Annotated in this window: 15 protein-coding genes, 1 tRNA gene and 1 pseudogene; 10 read left to right on the top strand and 7 right to left on the bottom strand. The window is 63.4% G+C overall.

All coding sequences use genetic code 11. The features are described 5' to 3' along the window. Window positions 1–117 precede the first annotated feature (117 nt). From NS283_RS18805 to NS283_RS01160, 3 genes are all read left to right on the top strand, one after another. On the top strand, window positions 118–381 hold the full coding sequence (locus NS283_RS18805) for a helix-turn-helix domain-containing protein (protein ID WP_058595049.1): 264 nt from the start codon (window positions 118–120) through the stop codon (window positions 379–381). Between the two features lie 288 nt (window positions 382–669). Continuing rightward, a complete protein-coding gene (locus NS283_RS01165; protein WP_058595048.1) occupies window positions 670–6,873 on the top strand; it encodes a hypothetical protein in 6,204 nt (2,067 codons plus the stop codon). Between the two features lie 16 nt (window positions 6,874–6,889). Continuing rightward, window positions 6,890–7,471: a hypothetical protein gene (locus NS283_RS01160; protein ID WP_153003243.1), complete on the top strand. Its 582-nt coding sequence runs from the start codon at window positions 6,890–6,892 to the stop codon at window positions 7,469–7,471. A 464-nt stretch (window positions 7,472–7,935) separates the two neighbouring features. Here NS283_RS01160 and NS283_RS01155 read toward each other — a convergent pair whose 3' ends face one another. Further along, window positions 7,936–8,886: a DUF2726 domain-containing protein gene (locus NS283_RS01155; RefSeq protein WP_081317185.1), complete on the bottom strand. Its 951-nt coding sequence runs from the start codon at window positions 8,884–8,886 to the stop codon at window positions 7,936–7,938. Between the two features lie 292 nt (window positions 8,887–9,178). On the opposite strand from NS283_RS01155, the gene NS283_RS01150 reads away from it, so the two are divergent. Further along, on the top strand, window positions 9,179–10,915 hold the full coding sequence (locus NS283_RS01150; protein WP_058595045.1) for a DUF4209 domain-containing protein: 1,737 nt from the start codon (window positions 9,179–9,181) through the stop codon (window positions 10,913–10,915). A gap of 154 nt (window positions 10,916–11,069) precedes the next feature. On the opposite strand, the gene NS283_RS01145 is transcribed toward NS283_RS01150, so the two are convergent. Further along, window positions 11,070–12,011, bottom strand: a complete 942-nt coding sequence (locus NS283_RS01145; RefSeq protein ID WP_081317184.1) for a DUF4238 domain-containing protein — start codon at window positions 12,009–12,011, stop codon at window positions 11,070–11,072. A 1,460-nt stretch (window positions 12,012–13,471) separates the two neighbouring features. Next, on the bottom strand, window positions 13,472–16,561 hold the full coding sequence (locus tag NS283_RS01135; RefSeq protein ID WP_153003242.1) for a class I SAM-dependent methyltransferase: 3,090 nt from the start codon (window positions 16,559–16,561) through the stop codon (window positions 13,472–13,474). Between the two features lie 190 nt (window positions 16,562–16,751). On the opposite strand from NS283_RS01135, the gene NS283_RS01130 reads away from it, so the two are divergent. The 4 genes and pseudogenes from NS283_RS01130 to NS283_RS19410 all read left to right on the top strand — a co-directional run. Then, the gene (locus NS283_RS01130; RefSeq protein ID WP_193752606.1) at window positions 16,752–17,330 is read left to right on the top strand and encodes a hypothetical protein; all 579 of its coding nucleotides are present in this window, start codon (window positions 16,752–16,754) and stop codon (window positions 17,328–17,330) included. A gap of 166 nt (window positions 17,331–17,496) precedes the next feature. Continuing rightward, a complete protein-coding gene (locus tag NS283_RS01125) occupies window positions 17,497–18,351 on the top strand; it encodes a replication-relaxation family protein (RefSeq protein WP_058595041.1) in 855 nt (284 codons plus the stop codon). Continuing rightward, window positions 18,348–18,800, top strand: a complete 453-nt coding sequence (locus NS283_RS01120; protein ID WP_058595040.1) for a hypothetical protein — start codon at window positions 18,348–18,350, stop codon at window positions 18,798–18,800. The genes NS283_RS01125 and NS283_RS01120 overlap by 4 nt, the downstream gene beginning before the upstream one ends. Beyond that, a pseudogene (locus NS283_RS19410) lies at window positions 18,776–20,080 on the top strand (recombinase family protein); the annotation flags it as partial. The gene NS283_RS01120 and the pseudogene NS283_RS19410, both read left to right, overlap by 25 nt. Before the next feature lie 601 nt (window positions 20,081–20,681). Here NS283_RS19410 and NS283_RS01115 read toward each other — a convergent pair. The 4 genes from NS283_RS01115 to galU all read right to left on the bottom strand — a co-directional run bounded on the left by NS283_RS01115 (window position 20,682) and on the right by galU (window position 23,608). Continuing rightward, window positions 20,682–20,757 (bottom strand) — tRNA-Ala (locus NS283_RS01115). 91 nt (window positions 20,758–20,848) lie between these two features. After that, a complete protein-coding gene (locus NS283_RS01110; protein ID WP_058595104.1) occupies window positions 20,849–21,898 on the bottom strand; it encodes a hypothetical protein in 1,050 nt (349 codons plus the stop codon). A 191-nt stretch (window positions 21,899–22,089) separates the two neighbouring features. Further along, on the bottom strand, window positions 22,090–22,713 hold the full coding sequence (locus tag NS283_RS01105) for a GNAT family N-acetyltransferase (protein ID WP_058595039.1): 624 nt from the start codon (window positions 22,711–22,713) through the stop codon (window positions 22,090–22,092). 4 nt (window positions 22,714–22,717) lie between these two features. After that, complete coding sequence (gene galU / locus NS283_RS01100; protein WP_058595103.1) at window positions 22,718–23,608, bottom strand: UTP--glucose-1-phosphate uridylyltransferase GalU; 891 nt, start codon at window positions 23,606–23,608, stop codon at window positions 22,718–22,720. Between the two features lie 62 nt (window positions 23,609–23,670). Here galU and NS283_RS01095 point away from each other — a divergent pair, with 62 nt between their 5' ends. Both NS283_RS01095 and NS283_RS01090 read left to right on the top strand, forming a co-directional pair. After that, window positions 23,671–24,267, top strand: a complete 597-nt coding sequence (locus NS283_RS01095; RefSeq protein ID WP_058595038.1) for a 5-formyltetrahydrofolate cyclo-ligase — start codon at window positions 23,671–23,673, stop codon at window positions 24,265–24,267. Window positions 24,268–24,284: 17 nt separating this feature from the next. Continuing rightward, on the top strand, window positions 24,285–24,584 hold the full coding sequence (locus tag NS283_RS01090; protein ID WP_058595037.1) for an FmdB family zinc ribbon protein: 300 nt from the start codon (window positions 24,285–24,287) through the stop codon (window positions 24,582–24,584). The last annotated feature ends 11 nt before the right edge of the window (window positions 24,585–24,595 follow it).

Genomic DNA, 24,595 nt, shown 5'->3' with positions numbered 1-24,595 from the left:
GAAGCCCCTTCGATTAATTCGCAACCCCTGTTCGCGCTGCAAACCGCGCTCCATAAGGGTGAGATCGCCAAAGTCCTCCGTGGAGCCGTCCGCCACGCCCCACCAGGGACACAGCACGTGAAGCAGGTCACACCCGCCGTGCGTGAGCAACTCGTGGCGGACTACCGCGCTGGGCTCGGTATCTACGAGCTCGGACGCAAGCACGGGCTTCATCGCTACACCGTCGCGCAGCACCTTACAGCTGCCGGCGTGGTCATGCGACGAACCATCACGGCAACCGAACGCAGTCGAGCACAAGAGCTGTACCTGTCCGGTGCGACGTATGCGGAGATCGCCCGGCAGTTGAAGAGAGATCCGGCAACGGTCAAGAAAATGCTCTAGGCTCCCGCGGCCGACCTCTCCCCTCCCGCATGAGACGCGTCCGCGCCACGTTGACCCGAAGGAGCTTGTCGCAGTCCGCGTGGCGTTCACATCTCCGGCTAGGCACCGGCGTGCAACGACCCCGCGCGAGCTGCGCATGAGACGCAGGTCGCCAGCCCATAGTTACTCGCCCTTCGCGGCACTAAACCCACCTAACGACACGCGTGCCGTGAGCGTCCTCCCGGCTACATTGGGGCATCAGTGGGCGCGTTTTCGGCGCGATCCAACGACCGTCGGCAGGAGGCAATAGTGGCAACGAGCAGCAAGGGAGCGACCGACAGAAGCTATGCCACACTCGTGCAGGACAGCCGGAAAGGCGACCGCTTTCACCACATCTGGGCCGCCGTTCAGTCCCTGCGACTGTTGGACCAACGCTCTCACCTCCGCGAGGTGTGGGTCGAAGGATCCGCTGGATCCCCCGTGCCCGGCGATGAAATCGTTGATGTCGTCGAGTACTACGGCACCGATGATGCAACTGTGGATCGGGTCGCCGTACGCCAGTTGAAGTACTCAACACAGCGCGCCGGCCGGAACATGACGCTGAGTGACATTGGTTCGTCCTTGCAGAAATTCGCACTTATCGATGGGCGGCGTCACGAGGGGTTCGCGATTCCCGAGGGCACTCCAACCGAGTACAGCATCGTCACTAACCGCCCGATTGGCAGCGGCCTTAGGGCCGCGCTCCGACGCGTATCTGAGGGCGCGACGGCCAAGTCCGGCAGCACACAGGAAAAAATGCAGGACATGCTGGGCGCCACTCTCGAAGCAGCGGCGGCGCTTGCTCGACGAATTACCCTCGACGCCGATGCGCCCGGGCTGAAGATACTGCGAGCGCAACTCGACGTCCTTGCCGCGGAGTTCTCGGGAGCAAGCGATCCCGCCAGCGCTACCTTGCTGCTCGACATGATCAGCGCTCGCGCCAGCGGCGAGATCACTGGCCCCATGAGCATCGCCGACGTGGCGCTGGCGTTTAAAGCCACGGTCGACCAACTCGTGCCCGCCCCTTCGATGCTCGAGGCCCCGTCCACTTCCACAATGACGCGGCAGTGCTACCGCGATCTTGCGGATCAGGTTGTCGATGCCAACGGGGTAACCCTCATTACAGCGGTCGGCGGGGCTGGCAAGAGCACGTTCGCCGCCCAGTTGCCCTCGATCCTTGCGGACCGAGCTGACGTCGTGATTTATGACTGCTTCGGCGAAGGCGGGTACCGCTCCGCGCACACTTACCGCCATCGGCATCGCGACGGGCTCGTTCAAATCGCATCTGAGATGGCTGCACACGGGCTTTGCCTCCCGCTAGTGCTCACGCCCGGTGTAGAGCCGACCGAGATCACGAAGGCCTTCGTGAAACGGCTTGACGAAGCTTCTAGGGTCCTCACGGAGCGCGACAGAGGTCGACATCTGGTCCTGCTCGTAGATGCAGCTGATAACGCCGCGATAGCCGCGGAGGAGCACGCCGGAGAGCGCACCTTCGTGCACGATCTCTGGCACCTGCCGGTTCCGCCAAACGTTCACATCGTCTTGACTTGCCGTCCGCACCGCGCCGGGGTACTCCGGCCTCCTGCGTCGGTCACGCCCGTGCCTCTCCCCGAGTTCTCGCTAGCGGAGTCTGCGACCATGCTCCGCGCGCGCTTCTCCGATGCGGGCGATCTGGACGCTGCGGAGTTCCATCGCCAAACCTCTGGGAATCCACGAACGCAGGCATCTGCGTTAGCGGGAAGCGGTACCAAGGAAGAATGTCTTCGCGCCCTCAGCGCGGCGGCGTCGCATGAAGGTGAAGCCCTCGACAATCTGTTGGCGGCACAGCTGGAGCACACCCTTGAACTCGCGGGTCCGGACAAGCCCGCCTTGGAGAAGATTGGGCTACTGCTTTCGATCTTGAGGCCCCGAATACCCATCGGTGTCCTCGCCTCCTTGAGCGGGAGCAGCCCCGAACTAATTCGGAGCTTTGTCTCCGATTTCGGCCGTGGCCTGATCGTGACGGACGAAGCTGTGAACTTTCGTGACGAGCCTACGGAGACGTTTTTCCGGCAGCGGTATACCTCGGCGTCGGCTGCCGCGAACGATCTCGTTGCTCAGCTGACCGCAGTTGGGGAGGACAACGCATACGTCGCGGCCTCCCTTCCTCAGGTGCTGTGGGGAGCTCAGCAATACGACAAGCTGATGGAACTGGGGAACACGACGCCGAATGGCTCGAAGCTCACTGAAATAGAGCAACGGCAGGTATCACAACTGCGAACCTCATTCGCTTTGCTCGCCGCGTTCAAACTGCGCAGGCTCCCCGACATCGTTCAGCTTGCGATCGTTGCCGGCCAAGCTCAAGCGAGTGGGGACCGTCGTTACGCGCTCCTTCGCGACGCGGCTGATCTCACGGGAGAATTTCTCGATCGCGCAACACTCGACGAACTACGTGCAGCCCGCGTCTTCCCCAGCCCCTGGCCGGGTGCGTCCTTGAGCGCAGAAGCCGTAATGCTCGCGGTGGACAATCGACTCGACGAAGCCAGGAGTCGGCTCCGTATTGCCATCGACGCTTTGCACGCCTACGCACGAACAGCGCCCGTGTCGAGCGATGTCCGCATCGATGCGAGGCAGGTCGCGCACGTCGCGTTGGCAACCTTGCGCCTCCAAGGGCCGAAGGCATGCGCCGGTTACATCGAACGCTGGCAACCCGACAGCTGGGTTCTTGAGATCACACAAGTGGTCAGCGCAACACTTCTTGACCGTGGGAGCGATCACGCGGTTCAGGCCATCGGCACCGAAGCGGAGACTTTGCCCGTCGCGCTGGCTGTTGCGGGTGAGCAGCAGCGACGTGGACAGGCCATGAGTTCGCCGCAACTCGATCGAGCATGGCTTCTCTTCGCTGGGGCAGTACCCGACTATGACCTAAGCGATTTCGATCAGCGTGACGTCGCGGATCTGATCTTGCGGGGCGCCGCATGGATAAGCGCGACCGCCGTTCGGGTCGGGAAAGCTACGCGCCAGGAAGCCGCGACGCTCCTAGACCGATTCTTGCCAGACAAGCCACCGAATGACCTTGGTGGCGATTACGGTCGTCCTCGCGCAGGACTCCTCCACGCATACGTGTTGAGAGCCCATCTGCTCGGCGAAGAGACCACCGCCGACGATCTTGCGCCAACACCAACACCGCCCGCCGACGCCAGGAAGGTGCCGAGGGACTCGCGAGCAGAGGACCGGGCACGACTGCTGAGTGTGCTGCCATGGATACAACACTGGGCGCGAGTGGTCACTGACGGCGGAGAAGACACGGCGACCCTCGCCCTCCTAAAGAAGTTCCCCACGTCGAGGAGCCATAACAGAGACGGGTGGTTCTTCCGAAAGCTAGCCGCGACGACCGCGATCCAGATTGGGCGCGGCTCACAATCCGACGCGGTGGTCGACGAAGTCCGTCGAATCGTCGCCGACGCGTGCGAGCACTCCGGCATCTATCTGGCAACCGACATAGTGAAGTGTTTGCACGGCGACGAACGCTTTGCCGACGCCGCGTACGCCTGCCTGCGTTCGGTCGCCGAGGCGGTCGACGCGGAAAAGCAAACCGCGGATCAGACCATTGACGACTACTTGTCTCTCGCGCGTGCGGCTTACCCCTTCGACCGTGAAGAGGCACGTCACTACTTCTCAGGGGCCGTGACAGTCGCCTCGCGCGTGGGCGAGGATGCGTGGGACAGATGGCGCGCCGTGCTCGCTATCGGCGAGGTCACGCACGCTGAGGACGAAGAGTCGGGGTTCGCCCTCGCCGCCCACCTCGCTGACACGGCAGAGGCAATACAGCCCTACCTCGGCGACGCCTTCGACACGGAGGCTCTTCTGCAAGCCCTGCAGCGTCTGACGGGTCGGCACGCACTCGCTCTCGTCAGCAAGTGGCGGGATCGACGATTTGGCGACGTGAGCTACATGATCGACTCACTGGTGCAGGGCGGGCTATTCGACGATGTGCCCCATCTTGCCCTGGCACTCGCGCCGTTGTGCGAGCGGATCGATCTCAGTGGGCCGACCGCATCGCTTGCCCGCCGGGGACAGCTCGACGCAAAGCTGTTCGATGCCATTCAGTCCCTCTCATGGCGTCTGGGTCGCCACCTCGACCCAGAGGTGTTGGGTGCGGCCGTCTCCGCACGCTTTCACGTACAACGGCACGATCCGCCCCTACCGGAGGCTAAAGTTCGCTCCTCTCTCGATATCGACGGCGAAACGGATTACCAGAGGAAACGCCAGACGCAGGCGGAGGAGGGCAGACGGCGCCTCGCCGAGGCCGACCTCACGCGCACGGACATGGTGCCCGAGATCGACCGCGCGATGGATGCAATCGGTTACTCCGAGGCGACCGCGGCATTCGTGGAGGAAATGCGACGTCGACCGCAGTCGCAGTGGGCTTCGATCGTACGAGTTATCGGTGCGAGCTCCGACATGGGCAACTCGCGCCGTGGCGCGTTGCTGATCGCGCTCCATCAGGTCGAGTCGAACAGCGGCGCCTTCGCCGCCGAGCTGAGGAGCCTCGCCAGCCATTTGCTCACCGCGGAGGCAACAAACCTAGTCCTGGGGCGCGCCTACCCATTGAATCTTCACAACTTGTCGACGATCACGGGGCGATCAGACACCGAGCTTTTGCACGAGGCGCTCGCGGCCGCCGACCCAACCCGAATAGTCGCGTCCTACGAGACCTGCTACAAGCTCGCAAGCACAGTGGCGGTGCACCTGACGCCTGCCGAAAGCAACGTAGTTCTCAGCTCCACGCTCAATTCGATAGACCGCGATCTTGAACTCAATTCGCGGCGAGCCCCTCAGGTGGTACCGCCTCAGCCCACATTGACCTCCGCTGTCGCTACATTCCTGTGGACAGCAATGGCGGATCCCCAAATCGGCACACGATGGCGAGCCATGCACTCCGTGCGGTTCCTCCTCGAGACCGCAGATTCAGAGTTCACCAGTGCGCTCATCTCGGCGGTCACGACGGATCCCAGCGCATACGTCGAGACCAAGTTTCCCTTCTACCGCATGCACGCCATCGACAGCATGCTGCTCGCGACCGAGCGAGCTGGGATAACCCGCGCCGCGAACGCTGCTCCGCTCCTTCCACTCGTTGCCCTTCTGCAGGACGAGTTCCGCGATCATCTCCGAATCCAGGAAACGATCGCTCACATTGCCAAACTCATCGACGACACAACCCTCGTAGAAGCCTCAACGATCACACCAATGCCCGCCACAATTGTTCCCTGGGCGGACATGCCACATACGCCGAAACCGTTCCAACCAGGGGCACCCCGATCTGAGTTCCGTTTCGACCTGGAATTCGACGAGCACCACCTGGGACCGCTTTCTACTAGCTTCCGAGTCGATCATTCGGATGTGCTAGCCGACACCAGCGACGTCATCCTCAACGAGTGGGAATGGCGTGGCAGGCCCGAACTGGATGCCGATCCCCGACGCGCAGCGGCTGCGTACGCTGACGGAGAAACCTGGTCGCATCACGGCGAATGGCCGAGAGCGGACGATCTTGACTTTTACCTCTCACACCACGCAGCTCTCACCGTGGCGGGCCGTCTACTGCGTACCAACCCGCCTTTGAAGAGCGAGGGCGACGAACAATCGGCCTTCGACCGCTGGTGGTCCGAGCGCACGCTTCGCCGACCGGACCGACGGTGGATTGCAGACGTACGAAGGCCCATGCCCAACGGTCTCGGACACGATTCATCAGTGTCGGAAGCCTACTGGCCCTGGAAGGTCAGCGCCGGGGATCTCGAACAGGCCTTCCGCGGTGAAGAAAGATGGGTGACGGTCAACCAGTACTCCAGTAACGAGACCTACGGTGGGAGGGAAACCATCTCTATCGCGTCCGCTCTCGTGGGACGGGAGGCCGCTTCCGCACTCCTGTCTGCCCTTCAGACTGCGTCCTCTCTACAAGGCGACATGCTGCCGCGGTCGGGCGCCGAGGATGAGATCGCCCAAACACCCTTCAACTTACGAGGCTGGGTCACAGACGAGACTCGCTACGGCGGGACAGACAGCCACGACCCACTAGCTGAGGCGGTCGAATATCCGGTCGACCGACCGTCGGATTGGATTCGTTCCCTGCTGCAGCTGAAGACTGACGCCGACGAACTCACCTGGACCCTAGACGACGCGGTGGTGGCCGAATCAGAAACCTGGGCAGACAAGAGCGGAGGCCGTGAGCGATCGGGTCCTGAGGGCAACCGCCTACGCGTGCGCCCGGACTTTCTCACCCGGCTGGCAAAGGCAACGGAGTCCGACGTGATCGTGGAGGTCCGCGTCCTCCGTCGTCCGTCCAGAGACTCCTACTACCACCCCCACACAGACGAGCTTGGATACATCGATGGATACGTCAGGTACTTCCTCTACTCCCCCGACGCAGGTTGGCGGGACTACCTCGGACATAATGTCTCTGGGCCGCGAAATCGTGCGCAGCCTCCGACGCGATGACGTTCTCTCTCAGTGGATGGCTCACCACCTCGCTCAGAGGCTCACTGCACTCGATCACGTCGCGCCCAGCGAACGGAAACGGGCAGAGGATGAAGTCGCGGACCTGATTCTGCGCATCTGGGAACACGGACGCCAGGAGGGCTTCGTGCACGACCCTGTCCGCCTGTCGGCGAGCGTCGCCCGCGCGGTCGCCAAGCTAGACCCCGAACCAGACGACCTCTACTACCAGGCTTTCGGATTTATCCCCCGCCCCGAAAATTCAGACACGGAAGTCGACAAGTACCTTCGGCTCGCCGTATTGCTCGATCGCGATGTCGGTCGTCTCATTCGCTCGCTCATCGTCTATGCGGCAACTGTGGCGGAAGATCACGAGGCAGAGTGGATCCGCCTGCTACGAAACATTGACCAAGATCCGCTGCTGCTGATCCGAGATCTCTCGACCCTCGCGGAGGACACGGAAGACGACAATCCAGAAGCGGATCGGCTCGCGGCAGCGCGATTGGCGTCCACAGTGCGGGCCCTCCTAGCGCCGCTCGCGGACGAAGCGCCACCTCAATCGACCTCACGTTCGAGGCGTCTTCGCCTCACCGAAGACTGAGACTAACGAATCCCGCGGTCCCCCACTGCCCACCAGTCTCGACCCCACGAGAGCCGGCAGCGAGCTGCAGTCTTTCTAATGGCCTTCGGAAGGCCTCAGCCTGGAACTGCTGGGGACTCATTGCAAACGCAGAAAACGCGGACAATCAACGATTTCGCTGATGGAAGGGCTAGGAGGCACGCCGGGAAGACCCCAGAAACTTTTGCAGGCACAGAAGCGGACCGGAAGAGCACGTCGAGATTCTGCCTGGCGTCCGTGGTCCAGAAGCCCATCGAGGCGTACCAAGCGAGCCAGTTCACCGGTGCACTTGCCCGTTGGCTCCCGTCCGCCGAACGACTGTATCAGCCCACCTCCATCGCACGGGTGTCGAAAGGATAGTCCATGGGCGAGTAGCGACGAAAAGCAATCGGACGTGACGATGTCTTCGCTGTGCTGGCAGAGCCGCTCGTGAAGCTGTGCAATGTTCAGTGTGATTCAAGAAACTCGATCTTCAGGCCCTCCGCTCGGAACGGTGGATACGGAATCCGCGCCAGTCCATTCGGGTTTGATGAAGACGTGTAGCAGCGAGCCGAGTGTTCGCGGACAAACGCCCGGAAGTGAGATTGGAACTCGGGGCGTCCCCACGCCACACCCTCGCCAGCGAGCCAGCGGTCGACCTCCTGGCGAAGCTCCAAAATCGCCAGCTCCTCGGAAAGTTCAGCCGCCGAGATCCCGAACCCGCCGAAGTCCCGAACGGTCGCCGATCCGACGAGGGTCAGCTCCTTCCCCACGCCAAGGTAGACATCGGTACGCAGGTCGCCCCACCCGTCAACTTCGCCGCCCCAGGTGTCCGGAACGAAGTGCGGGATGCGCTTCTGGCGATAGAGCAACTCAAGCTCTGCGCGGGCCTTCATGTCCAGCCCGCTAAGAGAGATGCAGCCCGAATCGGGATCCGTTTCCATGTAGGCCCAGTGGATGAACACCTCATCCATCGGAATATGCCCGGCCTCTTGCGCCGCCTCGAACGCGATGCTGCGGTAGTACGCCTCGCAGAGGTAGTCGAGCAGCACCACACGACCTTCGCGCCGGGCGAAGTCGCTACCGACTCTAAGCAAAGGCAAGCCTGCCTCTTTGCAGAGTTTGTCCTTCAGCACGTCGCGCCGGCGCTGGGTTCGGCCGCTCCTGTGACGAGCACCATCGATCTCGACGGCAAACAACGGCTCCGACGTCGCGACGCTGATCATGAGGAAATCGAGGTGCGCGCGCATCGCGAACTCCTGGTACGGCGCGCCCCAGTTTCCGACGTCGACCGCATCGGCGAGACGGACCTTCGCGAGCAGGCGGTCACCGTTCGCCGCCGCGGTGCGCTGAAGCAGCTCATCGGCCTGATGTTCAACACGATTCACCAAAACACGAACGCGATGCGGTCCATCCATCGTCCCCCCTGTCTCGCAGCGTCCGCCGAGCTACGGTGACGATATCGGTAGAGGGCCCGCCCCACTGCTTCAGGCGTCAACTTCGAGGCGATGATCGGCGCGGAGGCAGCCTGTGAGATGCCCGCTGCGCACCCGCCGGAGTCCCAGCGTCACGCCCTATAGCCGGTTGCGCAAGACAGACCCGTGGGGCAGACCGCCCGCGATCCCGAGATCATCGCGTCATCTCGTCGCACCTCGACAAACCGAGATGCAATCAACTCCGGTGACGAGACCGTGCCGCTAATCTCACGGGATGGGCGATGACCAAGGCGTTGACGAGCGGGGCGGTGCCGTCCACCGAGTGCGGGCGTCGGAGGTCAACGCCGAACACCCCGCCGCGCAGCGCGCGAAGAAGATTGCCACCTCGGTGGAGGACTATATCTTCGACCCGTCTGATCGCTCCGTGCCCTACAAACCGTGGTTCCCCGGCGACATTGGCCCCGCAGATCTCACCGAGGACGATATGCAAATCGTCGCCAATCTCGCCGACATGACCGACAATTGGCGGCTGCGGGCCCGCTGCTTGGATCTGATCGCGCTGCGAAGCTCGGGTCGTGCACGTGCGAACGCCGCACTCATCATGCTCGAGAGCCTGCGAGAAGCTATAGCGGACCCGACCTTCAAGCCGCGCGACATGGACTTCCTGACCCGCGCCCTGGAGCTGGGTGGCTTTGGTCCCGCGCATCGCGCGGTGGTGGAGCAACTTGAGGACCGGGTGGTAGAGCTCATCCTCGCTCCCCTCCCGGATCTGCACTACATCTCATTCAGTCGACGCCTACGTGAGGACAAACGCACCCACCGCCATGCGAAACGGCTAGCCTGCCAGTTCTCATTCACCGCACAAAGCAGCCGGTCCGCCATCGAGCTTGAGGAGGCAGCGGGATGGGCTGCCATCGCAGGAGATCGCAATCGTTCAGACGACCTGCTGCTCGATCTTGCATTGACGCTCCAGGAGGAAGCACGAGGGCACATCGCAGATGCTCGTGTCGACAGCGCTTTCTACGCGTCGGAACTTCTCCACCGTGCACACAGAAACTACCTGCGGACCTCAATCCGCGCCCGCACCGCCCGGGATCTCGTAGACCTAGGCAATGAACTCGCTGCCGACATCCGCGGCGCCGGGAAGATCATCGTGTCCCACAGCACTCGTAGAAGCACCCCGCTCCCCGACCTGAGCACCGCGCGGGATCATGCGCTCTCTCAGATCGCCAACGCCAAGGACGACGATGCCCAAGCGATATTCCTGCGCCTCATAGACCTCACGGACTACGCAGCAGAGCTCGCCGACGCGGAGAACATCCGCAAGAACTTCGCGCTTCTCACCGACGCACCCCGCCGGACCATCGAAAAGGACGGCCGGGTGAGCGCAGTCACCGGCGACACCAAGAGACAGGTCTTCGGGGTCCCCTCCCCTGTGTGGCACCAGATGATGCGCAGCCATGAATTTCGCGTCCACACGACCGTGCCCCAGCTTCTGCACCCGGTCTGGCAGCACCTCCACGAAACACAGCACTGGTCCCACTCGGACTTCGTCGACATCGCCTCCCAGAGCGACATGACTCCCAAGGACAGGACGACATCCGTCGGAACAGCACTGTTCTACGGGTTCACAGGCGACTTCTTCACCGCCTTCCAGCTCCTGATCCCACAAACCGAGCACCTCGTCCGCGAACAGCTGAAGACCATCGACGATCGAACCAGCCGCTACGCCGACGGAGTGGAAGACGAGACCAGCCTGCCTTCGCTTCTCAAATCCGGGAAGCTCGAACAGGTCTTCGGGGTCTCGTTGGCCTTCGAGCTTCGCGCTCTTTTCGGCGATGTGGGGGGTCCCAACCTTCGCCATCGCGTAGCCCATGGCCAGGTTTCCGACGAAGAAGAGCGCTCTCCGTACCCCTTTTACGTGTGGTGGCTGGTTTGGCGAATCGTTGCAACCCCTACTAGCGGCTGGGCGGATCCCGCGTCCGGCTGGAATGGCAAACTGATTGAGTAAACTCACGCGGCGTCAGGTAGGCGATACGCCACTGTACGTGAGCGGGGGCGCTGGGAGATTCGTTTCACCGGCTGCATGGCGTCCGTTTGGCAGCGGGGTAAGGGGATTCGGCGCGCCGGCGAAGCGTTTGGGCAACCGCAGACGCGAGACCGTTCTACTTCTCCCGAAAATCGAACGGGACAAACTGAGAGTCGTCGGGATGATGATAGATGTTGCTCGCTGCGCGGGCCGCCGTACACGCATTCATCGTCCTTTCGATTTCTATGGTCCCGAATGAGCGATCGTCGAGAAGACCCGAGCGAGTATTCTCTACGAGCGCGCTAAGGTCGTCCTGGGTTGGGTAGCGGCCGTCGAACGGGTTCCGCATGATGAGACCGATTCTCCGAGTCATCGGGTACAGCACAAGCCGGGCATCCCGGACACCAACGCCCATCCACGGACCGGCCTGCTCGTGAGCGACCAGCGATACGGGAGCGTCGCTGGTGATGAGCGCGCGGTCCGTGAACCGCACTAATGTCCACGGACGACACGCAAGGAACCCAGCGATCTCGCCGGTAGCCTCGCCCATCAATTGGATGTGGTCGCGGGCTGTCTGCGGCAGCCGGAAGCCACCGGGGTTAGTGACAGCAGACCACATCTCGTCGACATCTGCCTCGCTGAGTGGTCGCCCAACGATATCCGACGCCAACTCTCCAAATTTCTCTCGACCCAATTGGCCCGCCGCTTTGGAGAACAGCCCTCCCGCGACCGACTCCATCTGTCGGCGCCGCTCGGGTCCGCGCAACATCTGCAATGCGACGAACTCCGCGAGAGTGTCGCGGTCGGTCTCAGGCAGCGGCCACTCACCCCCGTCAACGCGTTCGAACAGGAGCGCAGTCTCGGACTCGATACCCTCACCCAGTCGTTTCTCAAACACATCGGAGCCACTCGGATGGCCAGGTATCGAGTTCAGGTGGTTCTCGCCGCCTGTCTTCTCAACCAGCGAGGTGCGGCCCTTCCGTTCAGGTAGTCGAATGGTCCTGATTCGCTCGTTCTCGTCCGCGAAGCCGCGAAGTACGAACTGTGGGTTGATGTGGTGATACTTCGCAACGCTCACTCCGACAACCTACTGCGAACCGGTGAGCGGAATCTCCCTCGCAAGCGGTACACAGAACCGCCTGACTCATCCGCTTGGGCGCTTCGGACATGGACCGACACCCCTATGGGCAGCGCGTGTCTGATGAACTGTAGGCGCGACGTGAGATAGGCGCGACACGCCGGGCATCACTCGTAGGCGTACGGAGCCAAGGGGCTGAAAAGCTGGGCCCGAGCACCGGGTGCGTTCATGCATCACGTCAAGCCAGAGAGCGGGGTCGGGTGGGGTACCAAGTTGCAATACACGCGCAAGATGTCTCGAGCGGGCGAGTTGAGGCTGTACTGAGAGCGCTGACGCGTGCCGCCTCAGCTGCGGACGATTACACAATCGTCGATGTCGCGGTCGCCTACGCGAGCACGGCCGGAGTTCGACTGCTGGACGGCGCGCTCACCGACCCACGATGGGACCGCGCCTCGAAAAGATTCCTGGTCAGCGTCGACTTCGGGATCACTCAGCCCCAGGCATTGGACCGGATCGCGCAGCTGTCCAACTCCGAAGTCCGGATACCCAATGCGTCTCAGGTTCTAGCGTCTCCGGGTTTATTGCCCCAGTCGACCTTCCATGCCAAAGCATTCATCTTCCGAGGCACGTCGTGGAGCGAGTCTTGCGCGTCAGTAATGGGCTCAGCCAACCTCACCGCCAGTGCGCTCGCGACCGGATCAGAGATCGTCGTTGGACAGTCTTGGTCGAGCCGTCCCTCACGATCAGAGCGTCGCCAGCTCCAGACATTGAGGAACACCATTGCCTGGTTCGATGACGCGTGGGCGACCGCTGTACCTTGGTGCGATATCCGCGATGCGTACCGTGACGCCTACCGCGGGAAGCCGCGGCCCCGAAAACCGCCAGAGGAACGCACCGCCGCCACAAGACAGTACCTCAGGCCTACGGCGGGTCCGGACGTGTCGAGCTCACTGACGATTCAGCTTGCTAACGCGAGACACCTCTGGATTGATACCGGCGCCATATCGAAGAACCGGGGGCCGCAAAAGCCGGGGAACCAGCTAGACACCCCAAGAGGTACACGCGTCTTTTTCGGGTTCGAATCCATGCGTGTCCCCAAGAACCACAATTTCGGGAAAGTTCAGATGCGAGTGCGACGGCCCGGCACGCAATTCGTGGAACGATCAGTGCGCTTCGGCAACAACGAGATGGATAAGATCAACCTTCCAATCCCCGAGCAGAACGGTCTTGACTCGTACGATCACTCGTATCTACTCTTCACTCGCCTGGCACCGGACGCCGAGGCCGCAGATAGGTTCGAGTTAGATGCGACAGATGAAAGAGCAGTTCGCGACTTGAAAAGCGCCGCCGTCAACTCACTCGACCTGACGATGGCGTCCGGGAGAAGGTACGGACTAATTTTCTAACCCACAGCCAAGTACCGGCAGATTACGTGCAAACAATTGCTGGCTGGGTCACAACTACGCAAGCGATGATGACTTGGCAGGGGCCTCGGGAACCACTTGCAGAACGAGATCCTCAATGTCCCGAAGTATCTCCTGACGCTCAAGTTCGGACCGGACCAGTTTTCGAGCCGTCTGAAACGTCTTAGCACTCGAGATATCGACCGTACTTGCTACACCCTCAGCGCTACCGACTGCTTTTACCAGGTCGACGTGCAAGGTGTCCGTCGGGTCGTAGGGCATTATCAGCGCCCGGAAGACATTCTTGTCGAAGTGTCGCGGGCCGAAAAGACCGACGGCCATAAACGGTTTGACTCTCTCAAGCACGGCCGCCGAGTTGAGTATGCCAACCAGGTACCGCGCTTCGTCTACCGAGCTTGCGGCCGCCCAGTACAACATGTGATCAATGACCGCGTCGGGGTCGGCGACTCGTGCGGCGGCGATCGAGTTCCCCGCCTTTGTGTACACCACACGCTGGCTCGCAGCAGGAAGCTGGGCGCTGAGCTGCCCGATGTAGTCGATTCGATCGAGGAATCCGCCAGAATCGTTCGCCGACTTGTTCTCAGCCCATATCTCTTCGGCAGCAGACCACCAACGCGAGAGGCCCTCATGCTCCGCGATCTCGCCGGATGTGAGAAGCTTCCCGGTCTTCGGTGAGATCGGCAGTACTGCCTTGAGTGGCACCGTCGTCCGGAACGGAAGTGTGGTCTCACCCAGATGGACAGGGCGGACAAACGTCTTCTCGACTACGTCTGAGATCGCCGGCAGCGACTTCCACGGCGGCTTGTCCTGGTTCGTCTTCCGGGAGACGACGGGAACACGCCCAGCGCCAGCTCCTAGCGGGCTCGACTTTCCTTCCTCGACGAACGTCAGCATTCGAGGAGCGAGCACCGCCCCCTGACGGAACCTCTTCCGATAGATCGAGAACGTAACTGCTGCGTCTTCTTCGCTTGTCACCCCGACCGTGGTCACATCTCGTGTTAAACGCGGGAGCATTTCATCCCAGGTGACGTTGGACTTTGCGCCCTTCGTCGACCATGACTCCACCTCTGCGGTCATCGCCTTGGAGGTCGTTCCGCGGTTGCCGACGACGACGGCTGCGTGGTTGGGGAACCCGGTGGCAGCATGCTGCAGGTCCCACGCGCGGTCAAACTGCACGCGCAGGTCAAGAATCGTGCTCCCCCACCGCCCCGACCGGAACTCAGCGTGGGGTTGGCGGGTGAGAATGCCGTGGGGAACGATCATGGCGAACCTGCCGCCTGCCCGAAGGTATAGCTCGGTGGCCCGCACAACGAACAGCGGAGCGAGGTCCCTGCCGGTCGCGCCGGCTCTGCCGGTGATAAGGCCGCGAGCTCTAAGCATGGCGGTGAAGCGCGTCTGCATCGGGCCGGTCATCGCTCCGTACCGAAGCCAGGGCGGATTGCCGACTAGGACATCGACCTTATTGTCGTCCGCGGCCAGCCACGTGGGACGAACGAGATTTCGGACGTAGTAGCCCCAGATGCTGTCGCGTCCATCGGCATGCAGTCTGCGCATGGTGTCGTAGGTGGCGACGAGGACATCCATGTCCCGCTCGGGGATGCCGAACTGCCGTAGTGTCGGCGAGATCACCGTCTTGCTGGTCCGATTGCTTGTGTCCGACGCCTTGTCTGACATCGCGTTGACGAGCCGATCGAAGTTCGCCGCGTCCTGCAGGACCGACTTCGGGAAGACGAGATCGTCGTGGAAGAGCGCCGCACCAGCCTCCACAAGGTCGGCACCTGATGTTGCGATGGTGAGCTGCTCTTCTGACGCGAAGATATCCGTCTGCTGCTCCCATTGCAGGGAGTCGCCGAGGTAGACAGGAACGACGAGTGGACCACGGTCGTCGGCGGTGAGCCGTTCCACGCCAATGGCGAGCAGGTACGTGACACGGGCAATGGTGACCGCCACCGGGTGGACGTCCATACCCGTGACGTGCGACGTGACCCCGCTGATTGCGTCGCCGTTCGACATGCCGGCTTGCTCCGCTGCGGTGAGATACCGGCGGATGGCGTGGAACAGGAAGGTGCCCGAGCCGCAGGCCACGTCCGCAACGCGTTGAGTCAGAGGCTCCTCTACGTTCGCGTCAACGATGGCCTGAGCCAGCCAGTCAGGCGTGTAGTACTCGCCCAGTGCCTTTCGGTCACGCGTGTCGATCACCGATTCATAAAGGAGCTTCAGCACGTCGTGCTCGACATGAGCCCAGTTGAACTGGGCTATCCGTCGGGCGACGTTCGCGATGAGCTCCTCGCCGCCGTCAACGTCGAGGAGCCAGTCGAAGAAGTCCGCTTGAACGACACCAACGATCTGTGCGTTCGAGAACTCAGTTCCAAGACTGAGTTGCTTAGCGCTGATTCCGCCCTTAGCGCTGACATCGAACCCCAGGGCGGCGTGAGCGATGATCTCCGCAGTGAGAACGAGCAGGGTGTGATTGATGAAGAGGGTCTCGTCATCCTCGAACGCGGACCCGAAAGCGGTGCGAAGGAGCTTGGCCCATAGTTCGCGCTTGAGTGCGACTTCCGTGTTGCCTGCATTCGCTTGATACAGGTCTCGGAATGCCGCGACATCAACGAGGTGGGCTGGGGAGCTGGCTCCAAGTCGCCGCACGATCTCGGCTGGGGTGGGCTTCACCTGCGTCTGCGTCGACAGGACAGCTTCGAGCCATCCCACGAGAACAGACGGTTCCTTGCCCGTCATGTCCAGTTCGGCGACGAGTCGACGCCCCTCGGCACCGACATTGAATAGCAGCCACAGAACGCCGTCGGTGAGGACACCGGAATAGTGGGCGCCTGACTGTTCGGTTCGGGTCGAGATGTATCCCTCCAGCTGAGACTCGCCATCAGCCCGCACCGTCTGGTTGCGCAGATCCTTCTTGACCTCGATCGCTACTTGCCCGACCTCGACATCAATACGACGCCGAGTGCCGTCCGCGGAGGGAGCCTCCATGTGCGCCTGATCAAGACCAATGTTCAGGTCTCCGACAGTCAGCAGCCCGTAGATGTCAGCCTGGATGTCCGCTTCCGTGCGAACCGGATCGCGTTTGATGAGCTGGCCGATCAACACTTCGCGGGCAGGTATCGAGGTCACACCCCCACGCTACCCAAGCCCCGCGCCGTAGACTCGGACTTCCGCGCGGCGGGAGTTTTGAAGCCCACGCACGTTCCAATGGTCCGCGCGAGTTGACCCGCGGTCCGCGGCTAGCGACCCCCGTCGTACCGAGAGCGGGCCCGCAGCCGGGTCCGCGAGTGGCGACGTGAAGGGGCGGCAGTCATCGATGATGACCACCGCCCTTCGTCAAGGCTGGTTGCTCTCGTCTTCCACACCTCCGACGTGGTCGATTCGGACCTCCAAGGTGGGCGACATCTCCTGCAAGAGTGCCGACCTCGGTGAAGCGCTCGAACAGTCCAGATCGCTGGGCGCGGCGTGGCACATCGCTCACCAGCACCGCAGCCAGATGCCCGCCAAGCTCCTCTACACAATCGACGCGAATGCGAGGAACAAAATTCTGTTCGGCCAAGAAGATGCCGAAGCGAGGCTCGCCGCCCGGACCACTGGGCTCGACCCAGAAGACTTCACTCGGCTCCCGCCCTACGAGATCTACACCAGCCTCCAGAACAGCGGTGCTCGCACAGGCTGGTTCTCCGGCAGCGTTCTCCCACCGCCGAAGGCCGTCTCCTCGGTGGAGGCCGTCACCGCTGAGGCCGAGGCCCGTTATGGCGCGCGCCACATCCCTGACACCTCTGACTCGCCGAGGGTGACGACGGAGGGTGACGGATGCGATGACTCCCAGGGTGACGGGCAGGGTGACGAGGGTGATGACGAGCCCATCGGGCGTACGAAACGGAGCCCGAAATGAGCGGGCGCGAAGAAGGGAACGGCTGTCCGGTCGACCGACCCGTCCGATGCAGAACCACCGCCCCTAAAGCCCGTCCTAACGGCGATCCCCAGCCGTATTGGGGATCGACTGTCCCGCCTACGGCGGGAACCAACACCGCCAACCCGGCCAGCGGAAGGGGGACCGTATGACCCCCACGATCCGACCCTCCAGCTACGTCACCTCCGTCCAACTTCGGCAGCTCCGCAGCGATCTGTCGGAGCGGGACTGGGCGCTGCTGCGGTTCCTGAGCCGTCACTGCTACGCCACCACTAAGCAGCTCCAGCGCCAGTTCTTCACCGGCCACGCCACTCCGAGTGCCGCTACCCGCGCGACCGTTCGTGTCCTTGACCGGCTCCTGCAGCAGCGGCTGATTACCCGCCTGGAGCGAAAGATTGGCGGGCACACCCGCGGCTCAGCGTCCTATATCTGGCACCTTGACGCGGCCGGCGAACGCATCACCCGAAGGGACGGCGGACCACGCCGACGCTTCATTGACCCCAGCCTCCCGTTCCTCGAACACTGCCTCCAGATCACCGAGACCGCCGTCATCCTCCACGAGCTCACCCAGGGCACCAACCTGCGGCTCACGAAGCTGGAGATCGAGACCGAGGCCTGGCGCAGCTTCCTCACCGGGCAAGGCACCACGACGATCCTGAAGCCCGATCTGTTCGCCACGCTCTCCACGCCCGAGTTCGACGACCACTGGTACGTCGAAGTGGACCTCGGCACCGAAAGCGTCGTCCCAGTGCTGCGCGACAAGTGCGCCGCCTACGCCGCCTACAGAGCCACCGGCCGCGCCCAAGCCGAACACGGCGTGTTCCCGAGAGTGCTGTGGATCGTGCCCACCCAGCGGCGCGCCGACCGGCTCACCGCCACCATCCACGCCGACAAGCACCTGCCCGACCGGCTGTTCACGGTCATCACACCGCAGCAGCTCCCCGCCACTATCGCGGACCCCGACAGTGCCACACCGACTGAATCCAGAGAGGAGGAATCATGAGCCCCGAAACACCACCGCCTGCACACCCCGAGAACGAACCGTCACGTCCCGGAGGACAGGTACCGTTCGGCCCGGAAGCCGCCGCCTCCGCCGAACACTCCCTCTCCACCCTGCGTGACCCCGACGACGCACTCCGCATACTGCACGGCATTGAAGAAGCAGGTGCCTCGTTCGCCGCCTACCTGCTCCTGCCTGATACCAACGTTGCTGCCCCCGACGTCCTGGAGAACTTCTACAACAGCTACGCCGACGCCTGGGAAACCTTCGCCGAGTTCCGCCACGACGTCCTCGAAGGACTCGGCTGGCTCCAAGCGCTGAAGAAGGTCATGCGCGAGCAGGGCATCCCCGACGACCACATCACCTTGAATCACGCTGTCATCGACAAGCGCGTTCTCGAAACCTACGACGTCGTCCACCTCGACGGATGGTGGCACGTCTTCAACAAGTAGCTCCGATATCAGACTTCGTCCCGCCCGGCTCGTGGCGGGGCGGCACCGGCCCCACCTCCGTCACCGTGTGGGGCCAGACACGCAGCCAGCCGCCTGGCCCCACACCCGCAACGCCTGCGGGACCGGAAAGTTTTCCCCAGGTGGTGATGCAAATTCCACATCACATCCACGTCGCAAAACATCTCGACTTAAGAGGTGAAGTGAGCGTAAATCAAGGAGCTAAGTCCGCCCGAACCATGGGCAGAAAGGAGGACTACATGAACGCAACGACGACCCTCGCACCTCCAATTGGGACTCGCTTGACCGCGGTGTCCTATCTCCGAGTGTCGACCAAGGAACAGGCCGAGCGCGACGGCGATCCGGAGGGCTACAGCCTTCCCGCGCAACGTGAAGCTAATCGCCGAAAAGCCGAATCGCTCGGTGCCGACATCATTGAAGAGTTCGTCGACCGCGGCGAATCAGCTCGGTCCGCTGATCGACCTGACCTGCAGCGCATGCTCAAGTTCATCGCAGAGAACCCCGTGAACTTCGTCATCGTGCACAAAGTCGACCGCTTGGCGCGAAGCCGTGCGGACGACGTCACTATCAACTTGGCTATCCAGCACGCGAATGCGCGTCTCGTCTCTGTGAGCGAGAACATCGATGAGACGCCGTCCGGCATGCTGCTGCACGGCATTATGAGCTCGATCGCGGAGTTCTACTCGCGCAATCTCGCCAACGAAGTCGTCAAGGGCATGAGTCAGAAAGCGAAGACCGGCGGCACGCCTGGGCGAGCACCCATCGGCTACCGCAATCGCGCCGCTGTGAACGACGAGGGCCGTGAGGTTCGAACCGTCGTGCTCGACGACGTGCGTGCGCCTCAGATCTGCTGGGCTTTTGAGGCGTATGTCTCCGGCGAGTACACCCTCACTCAGCTGCGAACGGAGCTGACCGCGCGAGGCCTGACGACTCCGCCGACGCCGAAACGGGCCTCACGGCCGTTGACGGTGAGCCAGCTGCATCATGTCCTCAACAATCCGTACTACCTCGGCATCGTCACCTTCCAGGGCACGAGCTACCCGGGGCGGCATACGCCTCTTGTGGATCAAGCGACGTGGCAGAAGTGCCAACAAATGTTCGCATCACGATCGACTGGAGAGAAGGCCCGTATCCACAATAACTATCTGAAAAGCTCCGTCTTCTGCGGACGATGCAAGAGTCGACTCATCATTCACCACTCCCAGAATGCGGCGGGAGTGATCTATCCGTACTTCGTCTGCGTCGGGCGCCATCAGAAGCGAACGAACTGCACGATGTCCGCCATCAACATCCACGATGTTGAGAGACAGGTTGAGAACCTGTACAAGCTGGTCGCGCTCACGCCCGACGGCGCGGCCATGACAAAGTCTCGTTTGAAGACCGCCGTGGAGGCTGGTGCGGCGGAGGCAAAACGCACGCAGCAGATGCTCCTGACCCAGCAGGCCGGCCTTATGGACCGAAGCAGGAAACTGCTCGACGCACACCTCGACGGCACCATCCCTGGCCAGCTGTACCCCGAGGAACAAGAACGAGTGAATCGGGAGATGACCGTCGTCAGCGACCGGCTCGGCGCCCTCAAAACCGAGTTCGAAGTGCTCGAACAGAACTTGGACGACGCGATCGCTCTCGCCGAGAACTGCTACGAGGCTTACCGACGCGCACCCGACGCGCTTCGCCGCGCGTACAACCAGGCCTTCTTCAGGAGAATCCTCGTCACGCGCGACGAGACAGTCGAGGGTGTGCTGGCCGAACCGTTCGCCAGCATCGTCACCGTCTCTGAAACAGCAAACGGCGCCTCTCCTGAGGGAGAAGCGCCGCATGCGGATGGCTCTTACAACGTCATTTGTTCTAAAGAGAACGATTTGGTGGACCTGAGGGGATTCGAACCCCTGACCTCCTCGATGCGAACGAGGCGCGCTACCAACTGCGCCACAGGCCCGGACAACTCCACAACACTATCACGCTGCGAGCCCGACACCCGCTCTGGGCGACCTCCCGGGCGCGTCATGCCGCGAACGGCATGCGGTCCATCACTGACCCGACGCGCGACGCTCGAGCAGCCGGCGGACGTGGTCCTCGATCTCGGTGTCGTCGACGTACCCCATCGCCGCGTACGGCGAGGGAGCGGCCGCCGGACGCGCGGTCTCGATCGGGGTCGGAGCCTGGGCAGCGGCGATCTCGCGGGCGGCCTCTTCGCGGGCGGCGGCACGCAGGGCCTCGCGGGCGAGCTGTTCGTCGACGACAGCCGCAGCGCGCGAGCCGGCCGAGGCGACGAGCGGCCGCGGGAGCTCGCGCGGCGTCCAGGTCTGGCGGGGCGCGGGAGCCGCCGGAGCGAAGTCCTGCACCACCGGTGCCACGCGTTCCTCGGCGACGACCGCCGGGCGAGCGACGCCCCGAGAGGCCACAACCGCGAGACGACGGAGGAGGAGAACGGATGCCACGACCCCGGTCGAACCCGCGATAAGGAGAACAGGTCCCCCACCGGCGACGACCATCACGGTTCCGGCAACGGCCGCGATCAGGCCGGCGAGGGCGAGTACCGACGTGGCGAGGCGGAAGCGGCGGCGCGCCTTGGCACGACGCGCTTCGGGGTGGGCGACCGCCGCGGCGCGCTCGGCGCGGGCCCGCTCGATGGCCACCTCGCGCTCGGCACGGGCCTTCTCGAGAGCCGCGGCGCGCTCGGCACGAGCGACGTGCACGGCGGCGGCGCGTTCCGCCCGCGCGAGTTCGAGGGCGGCAGCGCGCTGCTCTTTCACGAGATCACGGTCGCGGGCGTTCTCGAGGCGGGCGACCTCGAGTCGGGCCTTCGCCTCGGCGAGCTCGATCTCGGCCTTCTTGGCCTGCACCTGACGCGCGATCTTCTGCTGCTGGTGCGCCGTCCGCGCGGTGAGTTCGAGGTGGACCTCACGGGGCGTCTCCGCCGTCTCGGCGAGTACGCGGAGCGCCTGGTTGAGGCGGACGGCGTTGCGCTCGGCCGAGGTGAACCGGTGTCGGCTCTGCCATGACGGCAGAAGATAGACGAGCCACAGCGCGACCGCCACGAAGACGATCACCCCGCCACCGAGAACCTGTCCACCCATGTGAACACGGTAGGTCACGGGAGGGTCACAGCTCGGCATCCCCGCGCGTGTCGTCGCTGACCGCGCGATCTCCCTGACCAGCCCAGACTGCATCCAGCTGACATCTCCATTGCAGCCTGCAGTGGGAATGTCAGCGCGATGCAGTCTCGCCACGCGGGCGCGGGCGCGAGTGGTCGGGAGCGACCGAAAGACTAGAGCCGGTCGGCGGGCGGGACGCGAGCGGCGTCCGGCGGCACCTGGCCGCGCTCGTAACGGTCGAGCACGCCGTGCGGGACCTCCTCGCGCACGAGAGCGAAGGCGTAGTGGTCGCGCCAGTCGCCGTCGATGTGGATGTACCGGCGGCGCAGCCCCTCGTAGCGGAACCCGAGCTTCTCGACGACGCGGAGGCTCGCGTGATTCTCCGGACGGATGCAGATCTCGACGCGGTGCAGGTTGAGCGAGGTGAAGCAGATGTCGGTGGCCATCGCGACGCTGATCGTGGTGATGTTGCGTCCCGCGTAGGGCTCCGCCACCCAGTACCCGATGGTCGCGGACGCGAGCGAGCCGCGCGAGACACCCCACACGTTCAGCTGACCGGCGACCTCGTCGTTCCACTCCATGACGAAGGGAACGCCGACGCCGTCGCGGTACTGCTGCATGAGCCTTCGGATGCCGAGGCGCATGTCGAACGACACCGGGCCATCGGGGCTCGTGGCCTCCCACGGCCGCAACCACGAGCGGTTGTCGATCAGCTGCTGCTGAAGGACGCGCGCATCGCGGTTGCGGATGAGACGGATCGACACCTCGCCGTGCCGTCGTGGGACGGAGAGATCCATGGGGTCAGAGACCCGCCGCGAACTCCTTGAACCACGGACGCAGCGCCGGGCCCAGGTCGTCGCGGTCCGCGGCGAGCTGGACGATCGCCTTGATGTAGTCGACGCGGTCGCCGGTGTCGTAACGACGGCCGCGGAACACCACGCCGTACACGCCCCCACCGTCGCCGCCGCCGTTGGCGAGCTCTTCGAGCGCGTCGGTCAGCTGGATCTCGCCGCCCTTGCCGGGTTCGGTGTGCTCCAGGATGTCGAACACGTCGGGTCCGAGCACGTAGCGGCCGATGATGGCCAGGTTGGACGGAGCGTCCTCGGCCTTCGGCTTCTCGACGAGCTGGGTGACCTTGACCACACCGTCTTCTTCGGTGGGCTCGACCGCGGCGACACCGTAGAGGTGGATGTGCTCGGGGTCGACCTCCATCAGAGCGATGACGGTCGCGTTGCGCTTGTCATACTGCTCCATCATCGTCGTGAGCAGCGGGTCGCGCTCGTCGATGAGGTCGTCGCCGAGAAGGACCGCGAAGGGGTGGTCGCCCACGTGGCTGCGCGCGCGGAGAACGGCGTGACCGAGGCCCTTGGGCTCGCCCTGGCGCACCATGTGCACGTCGGCGAGGTCGGAGGAGTGCTCGACCTTGGCGAGCTTGTCGCTGTCGCCTTTTTCGCGAAGCTTCGCTTCGAGCTCGGGCATCGAGTCGAAGTGATTGGCGATGTTGTTCTTGTTGCGGCCGATGATGATCAGGACATCGTCGATACCGGCACCGGTGGCCTCTTCGACGACGTACTGAATGGCCGGCTTGTCGACGACCGGCAGCATCTCCTTCGGCATGGCCTTGGTGGCCGGGAGGAAGCGCGTACCGAGTCCTGCGGCCGGAATGACGGCCTTGAAGGGCTTATGAGGCATGGGCATACCCTACTGGTCTCCTGTGACGGCGGCGTGACGGGACGCGCACTTACACTTACTGCATGCCCGACAGCATCGAGCAGGCCAAGCGCGCATTACGCGCCGATCTTCGCGAACGACGACAGACCATTTCTGCGCACGCGCGCGAAATCGCCGAGGACGGCGTCAAAGAACAGCTCGACGCCCTGGTCGAAAGCCTCGGCGCACGCAGCATTTCGTGTTTCCTGTCCACGACCACCGAACCCGGCACGCACGCCTTCGTCGCCGCCGCGGTGGCGCGCGGCATCCGGGTCCTCCTGCCGATCACGCGCGAAGACGGGCTGCTCGACTGGGCGGTCGCCACGCCCGACGCCGACATCACCGAGGGGCTGTTCGGCCTCCCCGAACCCGTCGGCGACGTGCTCGGACCGATCGCCGTGAACGACGTCGATCTTCTCGTCATCCCCGCGGCGGCGGTCGACCGGCGCGGCATGCGCCTCGGCTGGGGCCGCGGCTACTTCGACAAGACCCTCGGCTCGATGGAGAAGTGCCCTCCCGTCTACGCCGTCATCTTCGACTCCGAATTCGTCGACGACGTTCCGCGCGACGTGCACGACCAGCCCGTCTCGGGCATCGTGACCCCGACGCGCACGGTACGTATCGCCGCCTCCCCCGCCTGACACCCGAAAGAAGCACCATGCCCACGTACTCGTATGCCTGCAAGCAGTGCGGACACCGTTTCGACGCCGTCCAGTCGTTCTCTGACGCGGCCCTCACCGAATGCCCCGAGTGCGGCGGAGACCTCCGCAAGCAGTACGGCTCGATCGGCGTGACGTTCAACGGGTCGGGCTTCTACCGCACCGACTCCCGGAGCTCGTCGAGCAGCTCGTCCGGCAGCGCGTCGTCGAGCGGATCGTCGAGCTCAGCCGGCGCAAGCGGTGGCGGATCGTCGTCGACGTCGTCATCATCGACTTCGACGGCTTCGTCGTCGTCCTGACGCGTCGCCCC

It is taken from the genome of Microbacterium testaceum, from assembly GCF_001476285.1.
GTDB lineage: Bacteria > Actinomycetota > Actinomycetes > Actinomycetales > Microbacteriaceae > Microbacterium > Microbacterium testaceum_B.
The sequence above is the reverse complement of the archived record's forward strand: the minus strand, read 5'-3'. Positions and strand labels throughout refer to the sequence as shown.